The organism is Cellvibrio sp. UBA7661 (assembly GCA_002483365.1).
In the GTDB taxonomy this organism is placed as follows: Bacteria; Pseudomonadota; Gammaproteobacteria; order Pseudomonadales; family Cellvibrionaceae; genus Cellvibrio.
Genome location: DLHT01000012.1, coordinates 54,288 through 78,728 on the forward strand (window position 1 = coordinate 54,288; position 24,441 = coordinate 78,728).

A 24,441-nucleotide genomic window follows, 5' to 3' on the forward strand; every position below is an offset into this window, starting at 1 on the left:
TTTGTCCAAGTCAGTATTTGTGGAGATAGCAACCAACATGAGTCAGATGGAATCCATTCCTGTGCAGCCTTCTACACAGCCCCTCACGCCAGTCGAATTTGACCCCACCAAAACCGTGTTGCCGGTCATAGGCGCTGTGAGTTTTGTGCATTTGCTGAATGATTTGATCCAGGCGATTTTGCCCTCGATCTACCCGCTGCTAAAAAGCGATTACGCTCTGAGTTTTACCCAGATCGGCATGATTACCCTTGCCTTCCAGATGACGGCATCGCTGCTGCAACCGGGCATTGGTTTGTATACGGATAAACACCCAAAACCCTATTTGCTGCCTACCGGAATGCTATTCACCCTGTGCGGTTTGGTGATGTTGGCGCTGGCGAGTAACTTCACTTGGCTGCTGATCGCATCGGCCATGATCGGCTTGGGCTCATCCACCTTTCACCCTGAGGCTTCACGCGTTGCGCGTATGGCATCGGGCGGGCGCTTTGGTTTTGCGCAATCGTTTTTCCAAGTGGGCGGCAACGCAGGCTCTGCATTTGGCCCGCTGCTCGCTGCCGCGATTATTTTGCCGCAAGGTCAGGGCGCAATTGGCTGGTTTACGCTATTTGCGATTTTGGGTTTTACAGTTTTATTTAACGTAAGCCGTTGGACAATTCGCTCGCGCGCATCGCTCAAGAGCACAAAAAAAAATCCGCACTTCGCCCATCTGTCGCGCGCGCAAATTGCCGGTGCATTAACGGTGCTCGCAATTTTGGTGTTCTCCAAGTACATCTATATGGCAGCGTTCACCAACTACTACACGTTTTATATGATGGAAAAATTTTCCACCTCCGTCGCTAACGCACAATTATTGTTGTTTTTATTTTTAGCGGCAGTCGCCGTAGGTACCTTTGCCGGTGGGCCAATTGGCGACAAGGTTGGGCGTAAAGCGGTGATCTGGATCTCCATCCTCGGCGCTGCGCCTTTTACATTGTTATTTCCCTACTGCAATTTATTCTGGACGGCGGTGTTATCAGTCGTGATCGGCTTGGTTTTATCGTCCGCCTTCTCGGCAATAGTGGTACTCGCACAAGAATTAGTCCCCACCAAAATCGGCATGATCTCCGGCGTATTTTTTGGATTGATGTTTGGTATTAGCGGAATTGCCGCAGCAGGCTTGGGCGCAATTGCCGATGCGACATCGATTGAGTATATGTTTGATCTCTGCGCTTATCTGCCGCTGATCGGGATAGTGACGGTGTTGTTGCCTGCGATGAAACGGGATTAACTCGCCGCAAACTGATTTCGGAAATTTATTTTGTAGGTTGGGTCGCGCCGTGTAGGCAGCAATGCCCAACACTTTGGCGATTGAATAGATTTGTTGGGCATAGCTGCCCAGCCTACGCGCAGCTCAAAACTATTTTTAGATCAATGCTAGCGATCAGCCAAAATAGGAAATTGAGATAACACCAAGGTCAATATACATTGTTGATTTGATGCAAGGCGTAGCAGCATTTACCACAGTCGCTTGTTATATTGCTTTTAGAGTGAAAAAGTCTCGCTATAAGCTTTAACCCATTCTTTTTCAATCCACCAATTTTCACCATTTTCGTTGATTTGACGAACAATTTCCTTTGGGGTCATAAACTGCGCCCATTGCAAACTATATTCGGCAACTTGACGCATTGCTTGCGATAGCAACTCAATTGATTCCTGTTCATTTATTAGCTCCGCACCGAATACATTTAATGATTCTTGGCTTTGGATTTCTCGGCCACCGTAGTAGATTGGATGATAATTATTAAAAGACATTCCTTGTTGACCAAGGGGATTAATATACTTCCATACAGATGAATTAAAGCCTGACTCTATAAACGACCCAATTTTAAATGGAGATATTTGAACTGGCGAGGCTCGATCAATATCTTGAAAAGCTGAAACTTTTACCCTTTCTGTTCCCAGTGGAACATTCACATGCCTTAACGCCACAGTTAGGTATTTAACTTGAAAATGAGAAGCATTTTTTTCTTTTGCCAAAATGAAAGATAATTGAAAATCACTGTTCAGAATGTGCCAATTCCCATTTTTGTATTAAAACCCTTTAGGCTCCAAATACTCAATCCCTAATTTATAGTTAATACTATCGAACTCTTTAGTTAGCATTTATTTTATTCACTAGGTTTTTAATATAACGCAGTGCTCAACGGCAGTTTGTAAATCGTGGTTTTGTAGTTTACTTTTGCGCAGCAAAACCACAAAACTGCGACTTAATACTGTCCAGCGCACGCAGTGCGCGTGTCGGAGCATTTTGTTATGTGCATTCTATTGTGCTGACAATATGAACAATTAAAACGGTACTGCCTACCAAATAGCTAGAGCACCAAACATTTTTCAATCCGCTCACAGCAACAGGCTGATTGTCTGGCTCATTGACTTGAGCAATTAAATCAGACCAAGCTTTTTCTGTAATGTCAGGAAAAACCTGAGAATCAAGCTTCTCTGCCCAACTCAAAGTAGCCGCCTGTAAACTCTCTTCCTGATACTGAGATATAAAAGTTCCACCATCAAAATCAACCAAGAACGTGAATAATTCCTTCATTTCAAGATGAACTCCTATTGCAAATAACACCGTATAAAACGGCAGCTTGTAAATTGTGGTTTGTGGATTATTTTTTGCAGAGCAAAACCACAAAACTGCGATTAAAAAACTGTCCAGCCACGAAGTGCGCGGTGCTTGAGCGATTTGTTATATTCAGGTCAACTCCAAATGGAGCAGTGGAAATGGGTTTCCCTGTCCATCTAGTGGGGAGCGGCCAATTACTCTGAAACCTAAATGCTCATAAAAGCCGGTTGCATTAGGATTCTGCTCATTCACATCAACCTTTCGCGCGCCCTGATTTTTTATGGCATTTTTTAGTAAGAAGGACCCGATGCCTTTGTTTCTGTGTGATGGAGATACAAAAAGCATTTCAACATTTTGTTCTGCGACCCCAATGAAGCCAACGATTGTATTGCTTTCATCTTTAGCAACTCGCAGATCCACTGCGTCGAAATAGTGCTCAAGTATTCGAGGTTTAAGATAGTTTATGTTTTCTTCACTTAGGAAATCATGCGTGGCGCGCACTGATGACTCCCAGATTTCTATTAGTGCCAAATAATCGCTTTTTGTGGCTGTGTCGATTTTCATATGTACCTTAGGAATATAACACCGTATACAAAGGCAGTTTGTAAGTTGTAGTTTTGCGGAATATTTTTGCGCAGCAAAACCACAAAGCCGCGACTTACAAACTGTCCAGAGCACGTAGTGCGCGAGTTGGAGCACTTTGTTATTTTTTATTTTTACGCCACTTCCACGTTCTTTCTAGAGCTTTTTTCACTCCACGGGAATAGAAATAACCAAATATAAGCAAAAACGAAATTGAAAAACCACACATTAAGATAAGCTCAACAGGTTTTTCATTTGGGTATTTTTCAGGTTTCAATAATATTGAAATTGCCACAAATGAAAAAGCAACTATTGCGAATATTGAAATTCTTTTAATGCTAAAACCTAAGCTCTGCAACCTTTTTTGGTGAGCAAACTCTTCAATTTCACTAGGGGGAGAACCTCTGCATAGCTTTATAAAGCGCTCTTTCAAGTTATTCATAGAATAAATGCCAAATGTTATTTTAACAAACCTTACCCATGATATAGATGATTCTAAAAATTTTCATAGCGCCAAGTTAACGTCTCGGCCTATATGCTTTTCAACATAACAATTTACTTAGATAGAATTTTTCCATCCAAGTTTTAAAAGTAATTTAATAGAACATCTTCCAGTCGCACGTCATTATTGTATTTCATTCAGGAGTCTGTTGCGGTTCGCAAGCTCATCAGCAACCTAATGGCACAATGCCAACGAATATCACTTATTTGCAGACAATTCTATTACAACGCATAACGTCACAAATTATTTTCACCACTCATGGGTAACCAAAAAAATTACTCTAACCCAATTAAACCACCCGCAAATCAGTGCGGCACGCTGTACCAAACAATCCTTAAACACGCGCACTGTCGGTGTTAACGGGTGGTGGGTGCGCCTTCGGGAGCGTTCGGCAGTAATATCTTCACGCAAAGCCCACCACCCTTGCGGTTTTCAAGGGAAATATATCCGCCATGAGCGTCTACTATTTCGCGGCAGAGAGACAGACCTATTCCGCTACCGGATTGCTTGGTGGTGTAAAAGGGCAGCAATGCATTTTCCATAATGTTGGCAGACATACCTGTGCCGCGATCCAACACTTTTAGCACACTGTATTGACTGTTTTGCTCTAGCGTCAAACATATTTGATCTGCAGCTGAACCGGATTCATGTGCGTTTTTTAGCAAATTGGTAATCACTTGCTGAATCTGCACCGGGTCAAAATACCCCGGGCTGACGGGTACATTTCCGTCAAAAGAAAATTCCAACGCTACTGACAGTTTTTTTATAAATTCAGACCAATCTACTATTTTCTTTTCAGGCATTGGCAGTTTGGCAATCCGCGCATAGCCATCGATGAAGTGCTTAAGATGCTGGGCGCGCTCACCGATAGTTTCGAAAACGACGCTCAACTGATTGTATTTTTCCTGTTCGACCAATAGCTGCCCGGAATGCGCCATTGAAGAGATGGGTGCTAACGAATTATTGAGTTCATGGGTAATGGTGCGAATCACTTTTTTCCATATCACAGCCTCCTGACGATGGAGTTCAAAGGTCATTCGCTTGATCAGCAGCACCTCATGCTTGCGTGCGTTAAGAATAAAACGTCCGGTGGTAATGTGATAAAGCTCATCCCCCGAGCTCTCCCTCACCCTGAATAAACCCTCCTTGCGCTGGGAGATAATTTCCCTCAGCAAATCAGATGTCAGTTTAATAGCATCGGAAAAGTACAATCCATTAATGGGCTTGCCAGCGTTGAGAATATCTTTTGCAAAACCATTTGAATAAATAACGCGATCTTCTTGGTCAATGAGTACAACCCCCATGTTGGAATGTTGAATCACCATATCCAACAGTAATTCGCGCTGATAAACGTGCTGGCGCTCATTGCGCAATTTTTCAGATAGCTGATTAAAAATGGCGATGATTTCGTTTAACTCGTCCCTCCCTGTATTGGCGATACTTACGCTGAAATCGTTATCCATCAGGTTCAGCATACCGTTATGAATAGCGGCAATTTTGATATTGTGATCCTGCGCTAATTTACGCACTAGCCAGATCGAAATCACCAACGATATTGGCAGAGCGATTAACAACGCTACCAGCAACTCATCGATGAATATTGAGAACAGAACAAGAATGCACAAGCCAAGGGTGACCGATAGCGCCACTATCGCGCTGAGTTTTCCTTCGAGGGAGAATTTTCTATTGATTGTGTTCAATCTGATATTTTTCCAATCGACGGTAGAGAGCTTGACGTGAAAAACCCAATTGTCGCGCTGCCTGGGCAACAACACCCTGATTTTGTTTTAGCACCATTTCGATAACCTCGCGCGAGGGTTCTGCGATCACAGGTTTGTAATTATCAAGTGTGGTGTCATTAATGGGCAAACCAAAATCGTTGAGCTGCAGCTTTCCTCCCTCGTTCAAAATCAGCGCGCGCTGGCAGGCGTTCTCCAATTCACGAACGTTTCCCGGCCAAGGGTAGCAATGCAATGCATGCAAAACCGAATGATCCAGTTGCGCCTGCCCGCGAAGAAAATGGTGTATAAGCGGCAATATGTCATCCTTACGCTCCACCAAAGCGGGAACTTTTAGTTCAAACACATTCAGGCGATAAAACAGGTCTTCGCGAAATTCACCGTTTTTAATCGCGCGTTCAAGATTGGTGTTGGTAGCGCTGATAACCCGCACATTACAATGACGGGTTTCGCTTGAGCCCAACCGCTCAAATTCTCCAGATTGTAAAACCCGCAACAACTTTGCCTGCCCCGATGCCGACAAGTTACCCAGCTCATCAAGAAAGAGAGTGCCTCCGTCCGCTGCTTCAAAGCGACCGATACGCTTTTTGCTGATACCGGTATAAGCCCCCGCTTCTGCACCAAACAATTCCGCCTCTATTAATTCCTGCGGTAATGCGCCGACATTGACACACACAAACGGCCCGGTGTTTACGCGCGAATTTGCCTGAATAATTTGCGCAATTTTTTCCTTGCCTGAACCATTGGGGCCAGTGATCAGTACCGGTACATCCGCGCGGGCAATTTTTACCGCAAGGCTGACTAATGCATGCATCGCAGCACTTTGGTAAATAAGCCCACAAAGATTCGCGGTTGCTAACAAGCGTGCTTTTTCAGCCAGCAAGGTTTGCGCTTGCAATCGCTGCTGCTGTTGCAAGTCTTCCAGTTCCAATAAATTTTTAATCGTGGTCACTAATTTAATATCGTCCCAAGGCTTGGCGATATAATCCGCAGCACCGTTCTTCACTAACTCTATAGCGGTTTCAAGTTGCGTCCATGCGGTGATCAGAATGATGGGGATATCAGGCCGAATTTGCCTGAGGCTGTAAAACAGCGCCTTGCCCTCCTGCCCCGAGGTAGTGTCCTCGGAAAAATTCATATCCTGTACAACCAAAGCGATGCTGCCATCTTCTTCCAAACGCCTGGTCGCCGCTTGTGGTGTCAGCGCAATTTCAGCAGCAATACCATGCACGTCAAGCAACAAATGAAGTGCTTTTCCGACAGCGGGATTGTCATCAACAATCAGAATTTTTTGAGCGGATTCTTTTGGCATACATCCCACACACATTTAAACATTGGAGACAGCTTCAACAGGCGAAATCTGCGCAGCCTTTCGAACCGGCGAATAGGCTGCCAATAAAGTAACCAGCAGCAAAAAAATTACAGTTATCAGCACATATTCTATTTGCAGCAGCTCCATACCATAGGTTCGTGCCATGTAGCTGCTATTCACATAGGCGATTGTGCTACCAACAATTGCAGAGCATACCACCAAGGTGACATTTTCCAGCATGAAATAGCGCATAACCCCCGCCTTGGTAGAACCCAGCGCGCGCCGGATACCAATGTGTTTGCGACGCTGGGTTACCCAAAACGTGGTCAGGCCAAAAATCCCCAAGGCGTTAACGAATGTCAGCAAAAATATTACGAATGATAAAATTTTGATCATTGCATAATCGCTGGTGTAGGTTTCGCGCTGTATTTGCTTCACTGATTTTTCATCGCCAATCAAACGCGTGCTGTCGATTGCGCGTAGCTTTTCAACCACCGCGAGCATTATTTCATCCCGCTGCTCAGGGTTGGTTCGCACAAGATAATTGATAGAGTTGTCTTTACTAATCTCGGGAAGAATTGTTGCGCTAGCGGCGAATTCAGAATCCGGCCAGGGCCCCATCAAGCGTTCGACAACACCGATAACAGTCAATTGCAAATTTCCCATATAGACCGTTTTACCTACAGCGGACTCATCGGAAAACATTCTCTCGGCAAGATCTTTAGTAAGAATAGCAACGCTCTGTTCGGGTGTATTCTCTTGCGCAAAAAAATTGATTTCATTGGCATTGAAGTTTCTCCCTTCAATTAGTACCAATCCGAGTGTTGACAAACTATGCTCGGTCATCTCATAGATCGCAGTAGAAAAATCGGCGAGCTTGTTTTCCGGGCTTGTGTAGAGTGATGCCGAAGACCCGGAACCAGATAGCGGCACAGTCGATATAGGTGTTGCATCAATAACGCCTGGAGTTGCGCGAATAATTTCCATATCCCGCTTCACGATTTGCTCCATGTCTGAGTCGGGTGAATTTTGCCGCATCCATAACTTGAATAATTCGTCTTCCACTAATCCACTGGGACGCTCAATTTTTGCGATGCGCTCACTGACGACGAATAATGCCGAGCTCACCACGGCAATGGTGAGTGACAACTGAAGAATAATCAGCAGCGGCCCGGTTTTATTGCGCCACAAGCTTTTAATAATCGGTATGAGATCTAACATAAAATGATCCTGAGGCTATTATCGGGTTTTTAGATATTTGGCAGGCGCGGCGTGACTAATTCGCCATGCAGGTAAAAAACCACTGCACAGGCTTGCCACCAACGCGAGTAAAACAGCAGCGGCAATTGTCACACCGTTAAAGACCGCAACATTTTCGTAATTGCTGTAAAGCGCGCGCACAGCGGCGAGCCCACCGAACGACATAAGTAAACCGAGTAAAGCACCCGCAGCGCCAACGATAAAGGCTTCGGTTAAGTGCTGGAAAAATATAGAGTAACGACTCGCGCCCAGCGCCCGCCGAATACCCGCTTCCGGTGCTTTGCGCAGAAATTTTGCAAGCATCAAAACAGTACTATTGACCAAACAAATCATAAGAAACACAAACGAGAGCATTAATAATTGTTTGTTATCTTTGGAGACCACATTATTAATGTTTAACCATTCTTGCGGCGTATTCAGCTGATACCCCGGCGATCGTTTGAATCTGCCTTGCTCTTTTTGCGTGGCAATATAATTTTCCAGAAACTGGGTGAATTCCTGACGCTTCTCCGCTGAATTAAGTCCAACCCAGGCTTGAATCCAAATCGTTTCGCTCTGTAAAAAATCCTGATGACTGCGTATGTTTTCATCTGACCACCCCTGAACATTGCCCCAAATTTGGTAGGGCTTGGCGGCAGAGTGAAAGAACGGAATGTAAGCATCGGGCGCGGCTTCAAATGGGATATTATTCAAATCGTACACATTGGGCACCAGCTGCCATCGCTCACTGACCACACCCACTACCGTAAATAATTCACCATCCAGCAACAGAACCTGCCCCAAACTATTCGCGCCTTTAAAGAATTTATTGTTTATACCTTCACTAATAATGACTACATGTTCAGGGCTGTCATCCGCGTTTTTACTCCAGGGGCCGCCATAAATAAATTGCACATCAAACATGCTAAAAAAATCACGCGTGGTCATGCGTGTATTGTAAGCCGATGGCAATTCGGACGATTCCGGGCGCTGAATAGTCACACCCACTTTACGTGAGATGACAATATCCTCAGCGACATTTGCGTCATAAAGCGCTTTGGCATCCTGATAAGTGACTTGCGGTGGAATGGCGTTGAGGCTGAAGTATTCCCGTTCGGGATTCCATGAATTAAGTTGCACAGCAAAAATTCGGTCATTTTTATGCGCCATGGGATTGCTAGACACCACAGAATGCATGGTGAGAATTGTTAGATTGGCAGCGATACCGGTTGCGATGGCAAGCACCATCAACAGCGACAAGGTCGGAGTTTTACGCAGGCTATGCAATGACAACCGCAAATAATATTTCCACATTTTTTCGCTCCAGACTAAAGAGTATTAGCCGTCAATTTCTCTTCGTTTTTTTCTTCATGATCTGAAGTTTTGATGGTGCCATCTGCATTTTTTGTAGCATCGGCATAAGATTCGTAGATTTTAAAATCGGTGACTTGCCCATCTACAATTTGTATATTGCGATGTGCGCGCCGCGCCAAATCCGGATCGTGGGTCACCATTACAATGGTCATTCCGTTTTTGTTGATCTCTTCAAGCATCTCCATAACTTGTCGCGCCATTAATGAATCGAGATTACCGGTTGGCTCATCCGCCAGTAAAAATTTAGGTTCGCCGGCAAGCGCACGTGCAATTGCAACCCGCTGCTGTTGCCCACCCGATAATTGTGACGGCAAATGGCGCGCGCGCGCGGCCAGCCCCACCATCTCCAGCGCATTATTAATTCGCTTTTTTCGTTCCGCGCCGGAAAACCCACGGTAGCGCAGTGGAACATCCACATTGTCAAAAATGTTGAGATCAGAAATCAGGTTGAACCCCTGAAAAATGAATCCGATTTTTTCATTGCGCAATTTTGAACGAACATTATCGTTTAAGCGGCTAACATCGTGGCCATCCAACCAATACTGCCCTTCTTCAAAGGTTTCCAATAATCCGGCGATATTAAGAAAAGTCGTTTTGCCAGAACCTGAAGGGCCGGTCACGGCGACAAACTCACCCTCTTTTACCTCCAGATTAAAATCACGCAAGGCATGGGTTTCGATCATGTCGGTTCGGTATATTTTTTTTACGGATTGCATTTTCAACATGGAGCTTTCTCCTGAAATTAATCTGTTATCAAAATTTGTTCATCAGTGGCGGACGTCGCAAGTGAAGAAATGATGATGCTGTCGCCCTCTTGCAAACCATCCATAATTTCAATGTGCTTTAGACTTGAACCACCGATCACCACAGGCACACGCAGTGCTTTATTGTTTTGCAATTTGTAAACATAGCCACGGAAACTATCAAAGAATGAACCGCGATTAACAATGAGCGCATTGGGTTTGTTTTCCAAAAAAATCTTCGCAGTCAAACGCTGACTCTGACGCAGATTTTCAGGCAACACATCGGTGAAACGAATGCGCGCACTGACACCACCGTTAACCACCTCGGGCGATATAGCGGTAACCATGCCGGGATAAGCTGCTCCCCCCAACGTAATTTCTGCCTCCATAAGTGGCGCTATGTCATCGGCAAATCCTTCAGGCACTATCGCCTCCACTTCAAACGCACTCAAATCAACAACAGTAATCAGCGCTTGATTGGCGGCAACGGCCTGCCTGTTGATCACCTGAACATTTCCCACCATGCCGGACACCGGTGATCTGATCGTTAATTCATGCACACGCCGTTGTAACGCATCCACTAAAAGTTGTTGGCTTTTGAGTTGCAATTCCAGTGATTCAACATCAAACACCAGTGACTCATTCGCGAGCTCACCATTTTGTTTCGCTTGCGCCAACTCCAATTTGGCTCGCTCCAGATCATCCACCGCTTTTTCGTAATCCAGCTGCCGGATAAGTTTTTTGCTGATAGCTTCATCCGCCCGCAGTTTTTCGCGCATCATGGCTTTTTCGTTGACGTATGCCATGGCGATGATTTGCTCCAGCTCCAATTTGCGACGTTTTGATTCTATTTTTTGGCGGCCAAGATCGGCATCAATACGTGTGAGGTTGGCCGTTTCCCGCGCGAGTAATTCATTTAAATCCGGGCTGACAATAGTCGCGAGCACTTGATCGCGCGCCACCGTATCGCCCGCCTTAACCGCCAGATCGATATACCCCTGCTCGGGGCTAAATAAAGTGGGGCTATTGGCTGCCACAATCTTTCCCTGGGAAACCACTTCACGCACCAAGGTGCCACGCTCGACTGTCGCCACGCGAATCGCAGACCGCTCCACCACCAACCCCGACATAGACACATCGGCCACATAAATAAACGCCGACACAACAACACCAATCAGCAACGCCACTGCGCCCACAATAACAATACGCCTGTTCTTGCGGCTCGCTTGACCCAGCATAAGATCCTGCGCAGAGGTATCAGCAATTTTCATATTCATACAACATCACTCAGGGACTTTTGCTTTAGTACTTCAAAGCCCGTACCAACTGCGCAGAAAATTTTTAACCCGATGTTTTATAAGAAGTTATTTATTTGCGTAGCGATATTGAGTGACTGCCGAGTGTCCGAAGAATGTGTCCGCTGCGGTTAATTTGAACGAAGCGGACAGGTGGTGAGAGTGAGATATGGGAAGAAGGAAATGTTGCGTTTATGTAGGTTGGGCAGTAATGCCCAACATTTTGGTGATTAAATAGATTTGTTGGGCATGGCTGCCCAACCTACGCGCCGCTCAAACTATTTGAAGATCAACGCCAGCTATCGGCCAATTGCACACATTGGCGGCACGGTGCACAACAAAAAAGAAGAGTGATTTTGATGTCAAATCAATCTATTTTTTACCACAGTCGCTTGTTAGCCATTTTTAATGACTTTACTTTTTAGCTCATTTAATGCGCTTTGCTCTTTACTGATTGTAGAGGAGATATTGTTAGACCAACTTTTATAAGTGGCCTTCATAGATTCCCAGGACTCTATGTCTGAAGGGCTAAGCTCCTGTAACTTTCGCCTTTGGTCGTTTAGAAACTCTAACTCACTTCTCAAGAAGGCAAGATTTGCTCTAACCCGAACATGCTCCTTTATTTCATTTTCCCTAAGAGCTGAGTATTCCTGAAAAAGAGATACTTTTTGTAAAATGATAAGTGTTAATTCTGATGCAAGATCATGAAGCTCATTTATTGAAATTAATACATCGGTCTTTTTTTCGTATAGTTTTTGCTCATCAGTTTTCTTCGAGCGAAAATGAGAGTAAAAAAATGTGGCTATAGACATAGCCAGCGCTAAGCCACTGATGCCAAGTGATATTAACCAATAGTTTTCTTGAGTCATGGGTTCCTTATTTTTTGGCTAACAATGTAATTAGATGGAATTTTTCCGCACTTCACTCCGGCATTTTTCTATCTAAGTTTGAAGGGTAATTTAATAACACATCCTCTAGTCACACGTCATTACTGGCTTTCATTCGGCAGTCATTTTATGCTGAGGGAACGAAAGGCGGAACACTGCTGACCTTTAGCCCGTTGCGGTTCGCAAGCTCACCAGCAACCTATTGGCACAATGGCAATGAATATCACTTATCTGCAGATAACTCCATTACAACACATAACTTCACAAATTATTTTTACCTCCCACCAGCGACCAAACACATCACTCTAATGCAACTACCCCACCCGCCACTCCGCAGGCAGCGCCTCCGCCAAATAATCCATAAACGCGCGAACCTTGGGGGTTAATTGGTGGCGGTCGCGCACGCAGGCGTAAATATCCAGTGGTTCGATTTCTGCGTTAAAGCCGGTGCATTCGTCGCAGGTGAATAATTCTTTCAGCTCGCCGCGACGCAAATAATCGTTGGCGACGAAGGCGGCCAAGCGGGTGATGCCACCGCCTGCGACGGCGAGGCGTGCGAGTACGTCGATGTCGTCACTGATAATGGCGGGGCGCACTTCTGCATCAAAACGCAAACCGTTTTCTACAAATCCCCAACGCAAAAAGCGCCCGTCAACGGCGAGGCGGAATACCAGGCAATCGTGGTCGCGCAAATCGGCGGGTGTTTTGGGGCGGCCTGCACGTGCGATGTACGCAGGTGAGGCGCAAAAAATGGTGGGAATGGCGGCGATTTTGCGCGCGATTAAACCTTCATCCAGTTGCTGTTTGATGCGGATGCTGACATCCACCGATTCCTGCACGTGATCCACGCGCCGGTCGGTTGAGGTGATTTCAATTTCCAGGCGTGGATAGCGCTGGTTAAAGGCGGGAATCAGGGGCGCGAGTACATGACGGCTAAACGCAGCAGTAGAGGCGATGCACAACCGGCCTTGCAGCTCTTGCTGCGCATCGGTTACGGCGGCGCGCGCCAGTTCCAGCTCATGGATTAACAGCGCGACTTTGTCGTAATAGACGCGGCCAGCATCGGTCATTGCCAAACTGCGAGTGGTGCGGGTGAGCAGGCGCACATCCAGATAAGACTCCAAACGGGCGATATTCTGGCTGGTCGCCGCGGCGCTGATGCCCAAACGGCGCGCCGCTGCTGCAATGCTGCCGCCCTCCACTGCGCGCACAAAACATTCAATACCGCGTAATGTATCCATCGCCATAACTTCCGAATAAATAAATTGATTAGTAAGTTTTGCTTAATATAGCAGAAGCCAGTGCTCATCTACCGCACACAACAGCCGAGCCGTAAAGTGCACCCGTCCGTAGGCAAGCGTGCCTGCATTCATCAATCGTTCGATTACTGAGGAAATACGATGCAAGAAGCCAATATCGACATCACCCTTAAACCCGCAGGCAGCCGCAAACTACCTGCCCGCTTTACACCGCTTGTGTTCGCGTTTTATATGTCGGCGATCATGGCGTTCCTGATGTCGCTCATTATTGTGGCGGCCAACAGCGGCATTGCCGATCACTATCTGGCGCAGGTAGCCCATGCCTATAGCATCGCCATGCCATCGGCCTTCTTCTGTATTTTGCTGGTGCGCCCACTGGTGATGTTGTTGGTCAAACACACGGTAAAAAATTAACCCGCGCACCAACGAATGAATTACCCTTCGGTTTTATCGAAATACCCTTGAGGAGACCGAGAAGATGAAAACAGCATTGATCACCGGCGCAAACCGCGGTATAGGTCTGGCCTTGTGCAAAACCTATTTGGCGCAGGGCTGGGATGTGATTGGCGTATGCCGCAACGCATCGCCAGAACTGACGGAATCCGGCGCGCTGGTAGTAGCCGGTGTAGATGTGACCGATGCACAGGCGGTAGCCCGATTGGCTGAGCGACTGGAAGGTAAATCGATTGATTTGCTGATTAACAACGCCGGTATTTTTTTGCACGAAGCGCTGGGCAGCATTGATTACCAATCGCTGCAGCAGCAATTTTTAGTCAATGCCGAAGCACCTTTACGCGTGACCGAGGCGCTGCTGGGCAATCTGGCTTCCGGTGCGAAAATCGCCTTCATCACCAGCCGTATGGGTTCTATTGCCGACAACAGTTCGGGCGGTTATTACGGCTACCGCATGTCCAAAGCGGCGCTGAATGCGGCGGCGGTATCGCTCGCGCGGGATTTAAAACCACGGGGCATTGCCGTGGCGATACTCCACCCGGGTTACGTGCAAACCGCGATGGTCAATTTTGGCGGCGATATTTCTGCCGATGTAGCCGCACAGCGCCTGAACCAACGCATCGATGGATTGACTCTTGAGAACAGTGGCAGCTTCTGGCATTCCAATGGCGATCTGCTGCCCTGGTGATCTGTTTTTCTACTGTTGATTCCCTGCTTTTTCCGCATCAAAAACCCTGCGCGGCTCACCCCCTGAGCCGCGCTTGCGCTACACTGACCGACTTTATTTAACATCCGCTTTACCACTGCATTTATCACTACAATTATTCACGCGAAACGCCACACGGCAGCTCACAGGACACTAGGAAAACATATGCAAAAACTTCGTTGGGGCGTGCTCAGCACCGCCAAAATTGGCCGCGAAAAAGTTATCCCTGCACTACAGGCTTCCCAGCACAATGAAGTGGTTGCGATTTGCTCACGCGATTTGCAAAACGCCCGCGCTACTGCTGATTCATTGGGTATCGCACAGGCCTACGGCAGTTACGAAGACATGCTGGCCGATCCGCAGATTGATGCGATTTACAATCCGCTGCCCAATCACTTGCATGTGGACTGGTCGATCAAAGCGCTGCAAGCAGGCAAACATGTGCTCTGTGAAAAACCGCTCGGGTTAAATACCGCCGATGCACAGCGCCTGATAGATGCAGCGCGCGCACATCCGCATCTGAAAGTAATGGAAGCGTTTATGTATCGCTTTCATCCGCAATGGCAGCTGGCAAAAAAACTGGTTGATGAAGGTGCAATTGGCAAACTCTACGCCGTGCATTCACATTTTTCTTACAACAACCGCGAGCCGGATAACATTCGCAACAAAACTGAATGGGGCGGCGGTGCGCTGCTGGATATTGGCTGCTATTCCGTTTCACTGTCGCGTTGGTTATTTAATGAAGAGCCCAACAATGTACTCGGCCAGATTACGCCTATGCCCGGTGAAGAAGTGGATTGCCTGACCTCTGGCATTATGGAATTTTCTGCAGGTACCGCGAGCTTTACCGCAGCAACCAAAATTGAGCCTATTCAATACGCCGAAGCCATCGGCGATCAAGGTAGCCTTTACATCGAGCGCCCGTTTTATAACGACAGCGGCCTACCGGTGCAAAAAATCCGCATCACCCGCAACCGTGTAGTTGAGGAAATTGAAGTGCCGGATACCAACCACTACGGCGCAATGGGCGATGCATTAGCCTTGAGCATTTTCAATAACACGCCGGTGCCTACTCCACTGGAAGATGCCATCGCCAATATGCGTTGCATTGATGCCATTTTTCAAAGCGCTGCAGAGCGCCGTTGGGTTCGGGTTTAACAACGACCTGAGCCCTGGCTTTGTTGTAAACCACACATCACCGTTACACCTTTGGAGAGCGCGAGTGTCAGAATTTTTCTTCAGCCGATGCCTACATGGAATAGCCGTCATCAGTTTATTGCTGGTGACAAGCAATAGTTATGCAAATGCAGGGGATAAAAAAATCCAACGCCTTGCGCCTGCATTAAAAACATTGGCACGCAGTGTTGATGCAAACAAAGCCGGAGAAGCTCAGATTATTTTGCGCAAAACCCATGTGCATATTGATGAGCAGTTGATGAGCCATGCTACATCCTATGTGGCGGTGTATATCAACAGTGATGAAGCGGTGCGCGATTACAGCCAGATTAGCGTGAGCTTCAACAGTTTTTATGAAGACATCGCACTGGAATTTGCCAATGTGCGCACACCGGATGGCAAGATCGATAGCATCAAAGCCGATGCCACTCAAATCCAAAGTCCGACCGACGAAAACTTTTATCACGACCGCAAAGAATTATTGTTTTCGCTACCCAATGTGCGTAAAGGGTCGATTATTGAATTCCAATATCGCTACACCGACATCAAAAAAATGGTGCCCAACCAATGGTTTGATAGTTTCAGTTTTCACTGGTGGGAAGACCGCGCGGCAGGCCAAGGCTCGCGCGCCGATGCTATCAGCATTAGCGAGTTGCAAATCACTGCGCCGAAAAAAATCCAGCTCACCAGCAGCGATACCAACGCATTTGACCAAAGCCGTTTTCCCATCACCCAAAAGCGTAGCGCCAAAGGCGACCAACAAACCATTACCTGGACAGGAAAAAATCTCGCCAAAATTGAATTGCAAAATAATATGCCGCGCACACACGACTATGCGCCCTATTTACGTGTATCTACCACCAGTAAATGGAACGATGTAGCGCGCTGGGCCGATGCGCTGGTAGAACCGCATTTAGTCAGCGATGAAAAATTGGATGCATTGATTGCCGAGATCAAAAAGACCGCGCTCACACCCGAACAAAAAACCAAGGCGGTTTATCGCGCAATACAAGACCGTGTGCGCTACGTATTTGCCCACGTTGGCCGCGGTGGCTATGAACCACACGATGCGTTTGAAGTATTAAAAAATGGTTATGGTGATTGCAAAGACCAAACCGTATTAGCCGTGATGCTACTGCGCAAACTGGGCATAAAAGCCGACCCCGCACTGATTATTACCCGTGGCCGTGGCGTACCCGATATGCGCGTACCCGGTGTAAGCTTTGACCATATGATCGTGCATATTCCCGCCCAACAAGGTCAGCCGGAAATATGGATGGACACCACCGGCGAAACCAGTTTGTACCCCGGCTTTTCACTCGGCATCGAAGGCCAGCCTGCATTGGTCGTCAATAGCGATACGCAAACTATCAGCACACTGCCCGAATTGAATGAGCGCGAACACCTTGCTGACCTTGAATTGGTTTTTGATAAATTTGATGGGCGCAATGCCTCTGCCAGTTTCAAATTACAATTAGGCGGCATGTATGAGCAGCGCTTGCGCAGCATGTGGCAATACTCCCATGAGCGCGATAAATATTTCCGCGAATTGATTGGCCAGATTTACAACTCGGCTGAAGTCACAGAATTAACCGCAAGCAACGCCGACAATATGTGGCAGCCGTTTACGATTCACGGCCGTTTTGTTTTCACCAATGTCTGGGGCGGAAAAAAAGAACCTATCAATTATTCCTTCAGTATTACCCAGCTCACTAATTTATTTGCTGATTTGCGCAACATGCACAAACCGCAAGACCGCAAACAATCCTATGCTGTAGACCCGGGTTTCACTTTGCGTTCGCGTGTTGTGTTCAACAGCCCAAGCCCGGAACATCGCCTGCTGTTAAAAACCCAGGGCGAAAATATCGATAACGCGTATTACCGTTTGGTACAAACCGGCAGCGAGGAAAAAAATCGCTATATCGTTAACCAAACATTCACCGCTAAAACCGTGCTGGTGCCCGTGGCCGATTACGCCGACTTTTATCAAAAAACCAATGCGCTGCAAGAATCCAATGATTGGTTATTGTCTTACGAGTACAACAAAACGTCTGCCGAATTATTTGCCTTGGAAAATTCTGCACTGAACAACAACGGCAAATCCGATGTTGTCAGCTTGATTGCACTGGCGAAACTGCACATCAAAAATGGTGATTACAAAAAATCGCTGGACATTGCACAACAGGCAGTAAAAACATCACCCAAAAAAGCGGAAGCCTATTACATATTAGGATTGGCACAGGGGTACAACCAACTGTTAGCGGAATCCGATGCCTCGTTTAAAAAAGCAGAAGCCTTGGGCTATCAATTCTGAGGTGAACGCAATGCAATTCAAGGCTTATGACGGCAAGAATTCTATACGCTGCGGCATACCGCTCCTGCGCACCGGTTTAGTTTGTGCAGTACTCGCCAGTGCGCTGTTTGGCTGTAGTCAGGTACCGCATAATGCGCCGGTAAAAAATCAGAGCGCTGCAGTTTTCACTACTGATTCCGCTACCAATCTGGCCACTGAAAATAAAACCGCCGAACTGCTTGCGCTGGAAGCGCGCAGTAAAGCAGAGCCCGACAATGCAGAGTTGCTGTATGAATTGAGCCTCATGTATTTGGCTGAAAATGAAAAACAAAAAAATCCGCACTACCGCGCACAAGCCGAAACACACTTGCTCCACATTTTAACTCTGGTGCCCGGTAACCCCGCCACATTAAAGCTTCTGTATAACCTTTATTACGAAGACATAGTGGCAGGCAAAGATAATGCTTACACCAAAGCGCATAATATTTTTATGCAAATGTCACCGACCAACCGGCTTCAGGTAAACGCGCCCTCACTGGGTGTATTTTTACAACAATATCTGCAACAAAAAAAATCGCTCGATCAAAACCCCGAACCGCTTTATCGCGCCTTGCTGTCGGCCATGCGTGAACAGCCGGAAATGGATAAACCCTATATCCAACTCGCACGCATGTATCGCGAGGCCAGCTATTATCCGCTCGCTCTGGCGACACTCAAATTGGGGGAGGAGCAAGTAAAACCGACTGAAGATTTGTACGAGGCTATCGCGACGACTTATGAAGCCAGCGCAGAAGCAAGTGGCTGTAGCTATGAAAAAAATACTTACCTTAAAAAGGCGATCAGCTATTACCAACAAGCAGTTCCGCTCGCGCCTGATAATGCAGGCCTCCACTATGCGTTAGCCCGTCTGTTCCTCGACCAAAACCAGTACCAATTGGCGCTGCATGAATCTGGCATTTTGCTTGAGCTGGACCCCAGTGCCGACAACATCGCCTTTCATGCACAAAATTATTCCATGTTAGGTAATCATGGAAAGGCTTACGAACTACTCGCACAAGCGACACAAAAAGGCCTGGCCAATAATGACCCGTCGCACCACGAAATTTACATGAACGCCGGTGATTGGCAAAAAGCTGCCTTGAGTTTTACAGACTATTTACAATCACAACAAAATATCAGCGTTTATGATGTCGCCAAAGCAGACATTATTGGCCAACAAGCTGACCTGGATTTTTCCAGTTTGATCAAACAAAGAAAACTGGGCTTTCGCAGCGAATGGGAAGCGGCCGTCTATGCGTACTGGACAGACAAAATGTCGCGCAATCAATTCAGGCAAAATGCCAGCAACCGCTGTGAGCGCACTGAATACTTTTTTTATTCCGGTTATCGCGACTTTCGCGCTGGCAATTTATCTTCAGCGCGAAAACTCTTTTCCGCTGCATTGGAGCAAAACACTTACCGCTTTATTGAGCGGCCATTAGCAAAACATTTTTTAAACGGCCTTGATCATTAACAGCGGGCAGATGGCCCGCTGTGCCGTGAGACGATTTATCCACTTAATATGCAGGTAGCACCATGCAAACATCTTCAACTATATCGCCAACCAAACCACGCATTGTGGTAGTCGGCGGCGGCGCTGGCGGGCTTGAGCTTGCCACTAAATTGGGCGAAAAATTAGGCCGTAAAAATAAAGCGGAAGTCACCTTGATTGACCGCAACACCACGCATTTATGGAAACCATTACTGCATGAAATTGCGGTGGGTACTATGGATGAAGACGTTGATGCGGTAAGTTATCGCGGCCACGCCAATGCGCACCATTTTTTCTTTCGCGTCGGCACCATGATTGATATCGACCGCGATACTCGTGAAGTTGTACTTGCCCCTATGCAAGATGAAGATGGTGTGGAGTTTTTACCTTCAACACGTATTCCCTACGATTATCTGGTCATTGCTCTCGGCTCCATTTCCAATGACTTCAACACCGTGGGTGTCAAAGAAAATTGTTTGTTTCTTGATAGCCCTACGCAAGCACATAAATTCCACACCAAATTGTTGAATAAATTTTTGCACATCCAACGCATCACCGGATCAAACGAACACGTGCGTATTGCGATTGTCGGTGCCGGTGCAACTGGTGTTGAGCTGTCTGCAGAATTGCATCACGCAGTACATGAAATTCACAATTATGGTTTTGATGCAGTATCAAATGATCACCTTCATGTAACACTGGTTGAAGCTGGCCCACGTATTTTGCCTGCACTGCCTGAGCGCATTTCCGGTTCAGCGCACAGTGAATTGGTAAAAATTGGTGTCGATGTCAAACTCAACACCATGATTATCTCGGCATCCAAAGAAGGCTTGCACACTAAAGATGGCCAATTAATTCCTGCCGACATTATGGTGTGGGCAGCAGGGATTAAAGTGCCCGACTTTATGGCGAATATCGCGGGGCTTGAGACTAACCGCATCAATCAACTCCATGTAAATGAATTTTTGCAAACCACACGCGATGCCACTATTTTCGCTATTGGCGATTGCGCACAATTTACCAATCCGGATGGCAGCCGCGTTCCGCCTCGCGCACAATCCGCACACCAAATGGCAACAACCTGTTACAAAAACTTGATTGCCACGCTCAACAATAAACCAATGCAAGCTTACAAATACACCGACCATGGCTCGCTCATTTCATTAGCAAGTTATTCTACTGTCGGAAATTTGATGGGTAATTTAAGCAAAGGCAGTATGTTTATCGAAGGACGTCTGGCACGGATAGTGTACATATCGCTTTATCGTATGCACCAAATCGCCATCCACGGTTTGATCCGCACCGGATTAATTATGTTAGGTGGGCGCTTAAACCGCTGGCTGCGCCCACGTTTGAAGTTGCATTGATTAAATCCCCCCAGCCCCCTTTTTCAAAGGGGGCTGGGGGGATTAGCATTTATTCTAATAAATACAACTCACCAACAACGTGCCGACAAGGAAATTAATTTCATGTCTTACCCTTATTTAAGCGATTTAATTAACGACATTTTCGGCACGAATATCCATCTTCCAATTGCGATGTTCGGTACATTTGTCGCACTCGCTATTTTTACAGCGGCGTGGATCGGCAAAAAAGAAGTGATTCGTTTTGAGCAACACGGCTTGTTGCCAACACACGCAAAATATCGCAACAAAGAAACTGCTACTCATGAACTGGTTTCAGATTTGGCTGTTGTCTGCGCTATTTTCGGCATAATAGGCGCGCGCATTTTTCACCTACTGGAATATCCACAGGATGTTGTCCAGAATCCTGTCGCTATGATTTTTTCACGCGATGGATTTTCCATTTATGGCGGATTGATTCTAGGTGCTATCGCTGGCGCTGTATTTTTAAAAAAACGCGCAGTACCTATTGCACCAATGCTGGATGCATTAGCACCAGCGGTTATTCTGGGTTACGGAATTGGCCGTTTGGGTTGCCAAATATCCGGCGATGGAGACTGGGGCACAGCTGCCAATATAGCGATCAAACCTGCGTGGTTACCGGATTGGTTTTGGGCGCAAACTTACGAGAACAATGTTGTCGGCATAGTTATTCCTGCACCGGGCGTTTATCCAACACCACTTTACGAAGCGCTTGCAGCATTTTTTATCTTTGCGATTTTATGGCGCATCCGCAAACATCATCACCAAACAGGATTTATGTTTTCTGTGTATTTGTTGTTGAGCGGATTCGAACGTTTATTAATAGAGAAAATCCGCATCAACAGCGAATATCACCTATGGGGAATGAGTTTTACCCAGGCAGAATTTATTTCTACTGCACTGATAATCGCGGGAACCATCGGAATTACTAAAACAACACGCGCACAACTATTACCCAGGATTATGTTTGTTGTTGCTGCAATAAGCGCATTATCGGCCTGCGCCCAATTTTAGATACAACTTCAAGCACAACCACATAACAACCCCAAATACAGCGCTTACAACCCCACCCGCATCACATTTACCTGCCGCCCCGCCAAGCGGGTGCGGCGGATAATTTCCCAGCCGCGTTTTTGGTAGTAATTGGTGTAATCCGTAGCGGATAACCAAATCTCTTCTAACGCCAAACTCTGCGCGTAATTTTTTGCCGCATCGATTAATGCATTACCAAAACCCTGCTGGCGGTACTTTTCCAGCACGAATAAATTGCTTAACCACACCGGGCTTTCGCTCGCAACTTTGGGCATCCGCTCACTGCTGCGATAGGTGTAATTGACAAGGCTGACACAGCCGATCAATTTTTCATCGAGCATCGCAACCAATGTTTTTGGAATGCTGCTTTCTTGCACATGCAATACCAGCCGCTGTTGGCGCAACGCAAGGGAAGATTTTACGCCTTGGCGCTCGCATTCCTGATGGTGCCATTGTGCGACCTGCAAGAAGTGTTCTGGTGTGGTTTCCAGAAGAGCGATTTCAACAGCTGTAGTAACAGAACGGGACGGATTCACAATTATTTAACGCATTAGGTAAGGAAGGAGGGAAATTCACAGTAACTCTGTGTAAAGCAGAGCCGCCACTATATCGGTTTTACAATCTGACCACCACAAAAACAAAAGGCTCCTTTAAGAGGAGCCTTTTGCAACGCAGATCACCTTTCTTTCATTAGTTCGTTATTGATCCGATATTAACGCTCCAGAATCATCAATCGTCTGGTTGGCGGCAACATCAATTCTCCTTGCTCTGCATCCACCGACATTTTCTGCTGGCCACGAGTTGATGCAGTTGGACATGCCCCCGTTGCACGCAACTGCAGTGCAGCCGCAAGCAAAGGTTCATTTGAATCGCCTAATTGATAGGCCAGATTATCTGCAACACTACAACCTTTAACTCTATCCATTCCATTATCGGTTGTGGACGGTATAAAACCATCGCTGTATTCACCATAACCTTTTGCATTAACTGCTTTAAATTGGATGGTGTAATAGGTAGTGCCACAATTCGGTTGCGGCAAAAATCCATAGGGTTTGCCACATGTGGTATCGCCAATCAAATACACACTGACACCGATACCGCGCAAACTATTAATAACTAATTCACTTGCGGAACACGTTCCTTCCGTTGCCAATACATAAACGCGCTGCAAATTCAGTGTAGGCAAATTTAACGATTTATTTAATCCATAAAGGCCCACAACCACAAAGCCCCAAGGGCTTTCTTTTGGCATTTTTGAATTGGCGACATCCTGATAAAACACTTTATTGTTGGTATTGGCTCCAGCAATCATATAGCCGACTTGTGCTGCAATTGAAATATATCCGCCACCGTTGTAGCGCATATCCACCACCAAATCACTTACGCCCGCATTTTTAAGCGAGTTTATTGCCGTCACCCATTGATCTTGCGCGTCTGGAATAAAAGTATTGAATTGAATATAACCCACCTTACTGCCGTTATGATCAATAGCCTTGGCGATAGATACGGCCTCTGTTGGTAAAGAGGCTGATTCCAAAATGACTTTACGGGTGTTATTTGCACCGGCATCCTGAATTTCAAATTCATGTACCGCATTAATTTGTGGTGGATAGAGCGCATCAAATAATGCATTTGCATTCATGGTGGATATATTCAATCCATCCACTGCGATAATTTTTGCACCACGTTTAATATTGTTATTCGCAGCCGGTGAATTGCTATCGGCGTAAACAACCTGGATAGTCCGCGGCACATCCCAATTAATTTTTAAATGGAGTCCGTAACCATAACTGATGCCCGCACTCCATGCCTCTTCACTTTCGGTCGGCTCATAAAAATGAAAATTATCTTTATAAGAACCCGAGGGTGTTTTTTTGTCAGAAACCAGACGTCTGAAATAATTTTGTGGCGTATCGCTATTATCGGGATTGATATCAGGTAAATCCTCAAACCACAAATAGGTTTCATAACTCCATGAGCGCAAAAAATTCTTTTCTTGCGTTGCGTTTCCTTTGCGGTCCGGGAATGGAATACCGGTAATTTTGCTCGCACCTACACGCGGTTTTTCGCAATAGTTTTCAAAATTACCGGAAGGCTTATAGACGCCAGCTTGCCAGCTATTATTACCGCCGGAGATAAAACCGGGTGTACCTCCCCCTCCATCGCCATCACCTCCTCCGCCACAGGATGAGAGCAGCAATACAGACGCGCAAAAAGCAAAAAGGGTTGAAAACTGTTTTGGCAGTAACGCGAATAAAGACAAGGCGCGAGCCTTGGTTGCAGGTTTTGTTGCGGGGCAAGATGATTCGTTCACGGTAAAGTCCTTAGGTA

22 protein-coding genes are annotated in these 24,441 nt (G+C 46.4%); 8 read left to right on the top strand and 14 right to left on the bottom strand.

All coding sequences use genetic code 11. The annotated features are described in order from the left end of the window. Positions 1-37: 37 nt before the first annotated feature. Complete coding sequence (locus tag B2739_RS10840) at positions 38-1,267, top strand: MFS transporter (RefSeq protein ID WP_331345884.1); 1,230 nt, start codon at positions 38-40, stop codon at positions 1,265-1,267. A 254-nt stretch (positions 1,268-1,521) separates the two neighbouring features. Here the strand turns inward: B2739_RS10840 and B2739_RS10845 are convergent, their stop codons facing one another. From B2739_RS10845 to B2739_RS10900, 12 genes are all read right to left on the bottom strand, one after another. Then, the gene (locus tag B2739_RS10845; RefSeq protein ID WP_331345885.1) at positions 1,522-2,016 is read right to left on the bottom strand and encodes a hypothetical protein; all 495 of its coding nucleotides are present in this window, start codon (positions 2,014-2,016) and stop codon (positions 1,522-1,524) included. Between the two features lie 274 nt (positions 2,017-2,290). Then, positions 2,291-2,578: a hypothetical protein gene (locus tag B2739_RS10850; RefSeq protein ID WP_331345886.1), complete on the bottom strand. Its 288-nt coding sequence runs from the start codon at positions 2,576-2,578 to the stop codon at positions 2,291-2,293. Between the two features lie 153 nt (positions 2,579-2,731). Then, on the bottom strand, positions 2,732-3,166 hold the full coding sequence (locus B2739_RS10855; protein ID WP_331345887.1) for an acetyltransferase: 435 nt from the start codon (positions 3,164-3,166) through the stop codon (positions 2,732-2,734). 139 nt (positions 3,167-3,305) lie between these two features. Beyond that, complete coding sequence (locus B2739_RS10860) at positions 3,306-3,626, bottom strand: hypothetical protein (RefSeq protein ID WP_331345888.1); 321 nt, start codon at positions 3,624-3,626, stop codon at positions 3,306-3,308. Positions 3,627-4,042: 416 nt separating this feature from the next. Continuing rightward, complete coding sequence (locus B2739_RS10865) at positions 4,043-5,386, bottom strand: sensor histidine kinase (RefSeq protein WP_331345889.1); 1,344 nt, start codon at positions 5,384-5,386, stop codon at positions 4,043-4,045. Next, the gene (locus B2739_RS10870; RefSeq protein ID WP_331345890.1) at positions 5,370-6,737 is read right to left on the bottom strand and encodes a sigma-54 dependent transcriptional regulator; all 1,368 of its coding nucleotides are present in this window, start codon (positions 6,735-6,737) and stop codon (positions 5,370-5,372) included. The genes B2739_RS10865 and B2739_RS10870 overlap by 17 nt, the downstream gene beginning before the upstream one ends. Before the next feature lie 15 nt (positions 6,738-6,752). After that, complete coding sequence (locus B2739_RS10875; protein WP_331345891.1) at positions 6,753-7,958, bottom strand: ABC transporter permease; 1,206 nt, start codon at positions 7,956-7,958, stop codon at positions 6,753-6,755. Positions 7,959-7,976: 18 nt separating this feature from the next. Next, on the bottom strand, positions 7,977-9,290 hold the full coding sequence (locus tag B2739_RS10880; protein ID WP_331345892.1) for an ABC transporter permease: 1,314 nt from the start codon (positions 9,288-9,290) through the stop codon (positions 7,977-7,979). A 14-nt stretch (positions 9,291-9,304) separates the two neighbouring features. After that, on the bottom strand, positions 9,305-10,075 hold the full coding sequence (locus tag B2739_RS10885; protein WP_331345893.1) for an ABC transporter ATP-binding protein: 771 nt from the start codon (positions 10,073-10,075) through the stop codon (positions 9,305-9,307). Positions 10,076-10,092: 17 nt separating this feature from the next. After that, positions 10,093-11,370 (bottom strand): efflux RND transporter periplasmic adaptor subunit, encoded by a 1,278-nt coding sequence (locus tag B2739_RS10890; protein ID WP_331345894.1) that lies wholly within the window; start codon positions 11,368-11,370, stop codon positions 10,093-10,095. Positions 11,371-11,783: 413 nt separating this feature from the next. Then, complete coding sequence (locus tag B2739_RS10895) at positions 11,784-12,257, bottom strand: hypothetical protein (RefSeq protein ID WP_331345895.1); 474 nt, start codon at positions 12,255-12,257, stop codon at positions 11,784-11,786. Positions 12,258-12,589: 332 nt separating this feature from the next. After that, positions 12,590-13,516: a LysR family transcriptional regulator gene (locus B2739_RS10900; protein ID WP_049632549.1), complete on the bottom strand. Its 927-nt coding sequence runs from the start codon at positions 13,514-13,516 to the stop codon at positions 12,590-12,592. 159 nt (positions 13,517-13,675) lie between these two features. Here B2739_RS10900 and B2739_RS10905 point away from each other — a divergent pair, with 159 nt between their 5' ends. From B2739_RS10905 to B2739_RS10935, 7 genes are all read left to right on the top strand, one after another. Further along, positions 13,676-13,948: a DUF2798 domain-containing protein gene (locus B2739_RS10905; RefSeq protein WP_331345896.1), complete on the top strand. Its 273-nt coding sequence runs from the start codon at positions 13,676-13,678 to the stop codon at positions 13,946-13,948. Positions 13,949-14,012: 64 nt separating this feature from the next. Further along, positions 14,013-14,675, top strand: coding sequence for an SDR family oxidoreductase (locus B2739_RS10910; protein WP_331345897.1), 663 nt, complete (start codon positions 14,013-14,015; stop codon positions 14,673-14,675). 183 nt (positions 14,676-14,858) lie between these two features. Next, positions 14,859-15,851 carry a Gfo/Idh/MocA family oxidoreductase gene (locus B2739_RS10915; protein WP_331345898.1) on the top strand — a complete coding sequence of 331 codons (993 nt, stop codon included), beginning with the start codon at positions 14,859-14,861 and terminating at the stop codon, positions 15,849-15,851. Positions 15,852-15,915: 64 nt separating this feature from the next. After that, the gene (locus B2739_RS10920) at positions 15,916-18,183 is read left to right on the top strand and encodes a DUF3857 domain-containing transglutaminase family protein (RefSeq protein ID WP_331345899.1); all 2,268 of its coding nucleotides are present in this window, start codon (positions 15,916-15,918) and stop codon (positions 18,181-18,183) included. A gap of 10 nt (positions 18,184-18,193) precedes the next feature. After that, positions 18,194-19,675, top strand: a complete 1,482-nt coding sequence (locus B2739_RS10925; RefSeq protein ID WP_331345900.1) for a hypothetical protein — start codon at positions 18,194-18,196, stop codon at positions 19,673-19,675. 62 nt (positions 19,676-19,737) lie between these two features. Then, positions 19,738-21,060, top strand: a complete 1,323-nt coding sequence (locus B2739_RS10930; RefSeq protein WP_331345901.1) for an NAD(P)/FAD-dependent oxidoreductase — start codon at positions 19,738-19,740, stop codon at positions 21,058-21,060. A 102-nt stretch (positions 21,061-21,162) separates the two neighbouring features. Further along, positions 21,163-22,092 carry a prolipoprotein diacylglyceryl transferase gene (locus B2739_RS10935; protein ID WP_331345902.1) on the top strand — a complete coding sequence of 310 codons (930 nt, stop codon included), beginning with the start codon at positions 21,163-21,165 and terminating at the stop codon, positions 22,090-22,092. Between the two features lie 44 nt (positions 22,093-22,136). On the opposite strand, the gene B2739_RS10940 is transcribed toward B2739_RS10935, so the two are convergent. Both B2739_RS10940 and B2739_RS10945 read right to left on the bottom strand, forming a co-directional pair. Further along, positions 22,137-22,646, bottom strand: coding sequence for a GNAT family N-acetyltransferase (locus tag B2739_RS10940; protein WP_331345903.1), 510 nt, complete (start codon positions 22,644-22,646; stop codon positions 22,137-22,139). 176 nt (positions 22,647-22,822) lie between these two features. Continuing rightward, on the bottom strand, positions 22,823-24,424 hold the full coding sequence (locus tag B2739_RS10945; protein ID WP_331345904.1) for a S41 family peptidase: 1,602 nt from the start codon (positions 24,422-24,424) through the stop codon (positions 22,823-22,825). Positions 24,425-24,441: the final 17 nt, after the last annotated feature.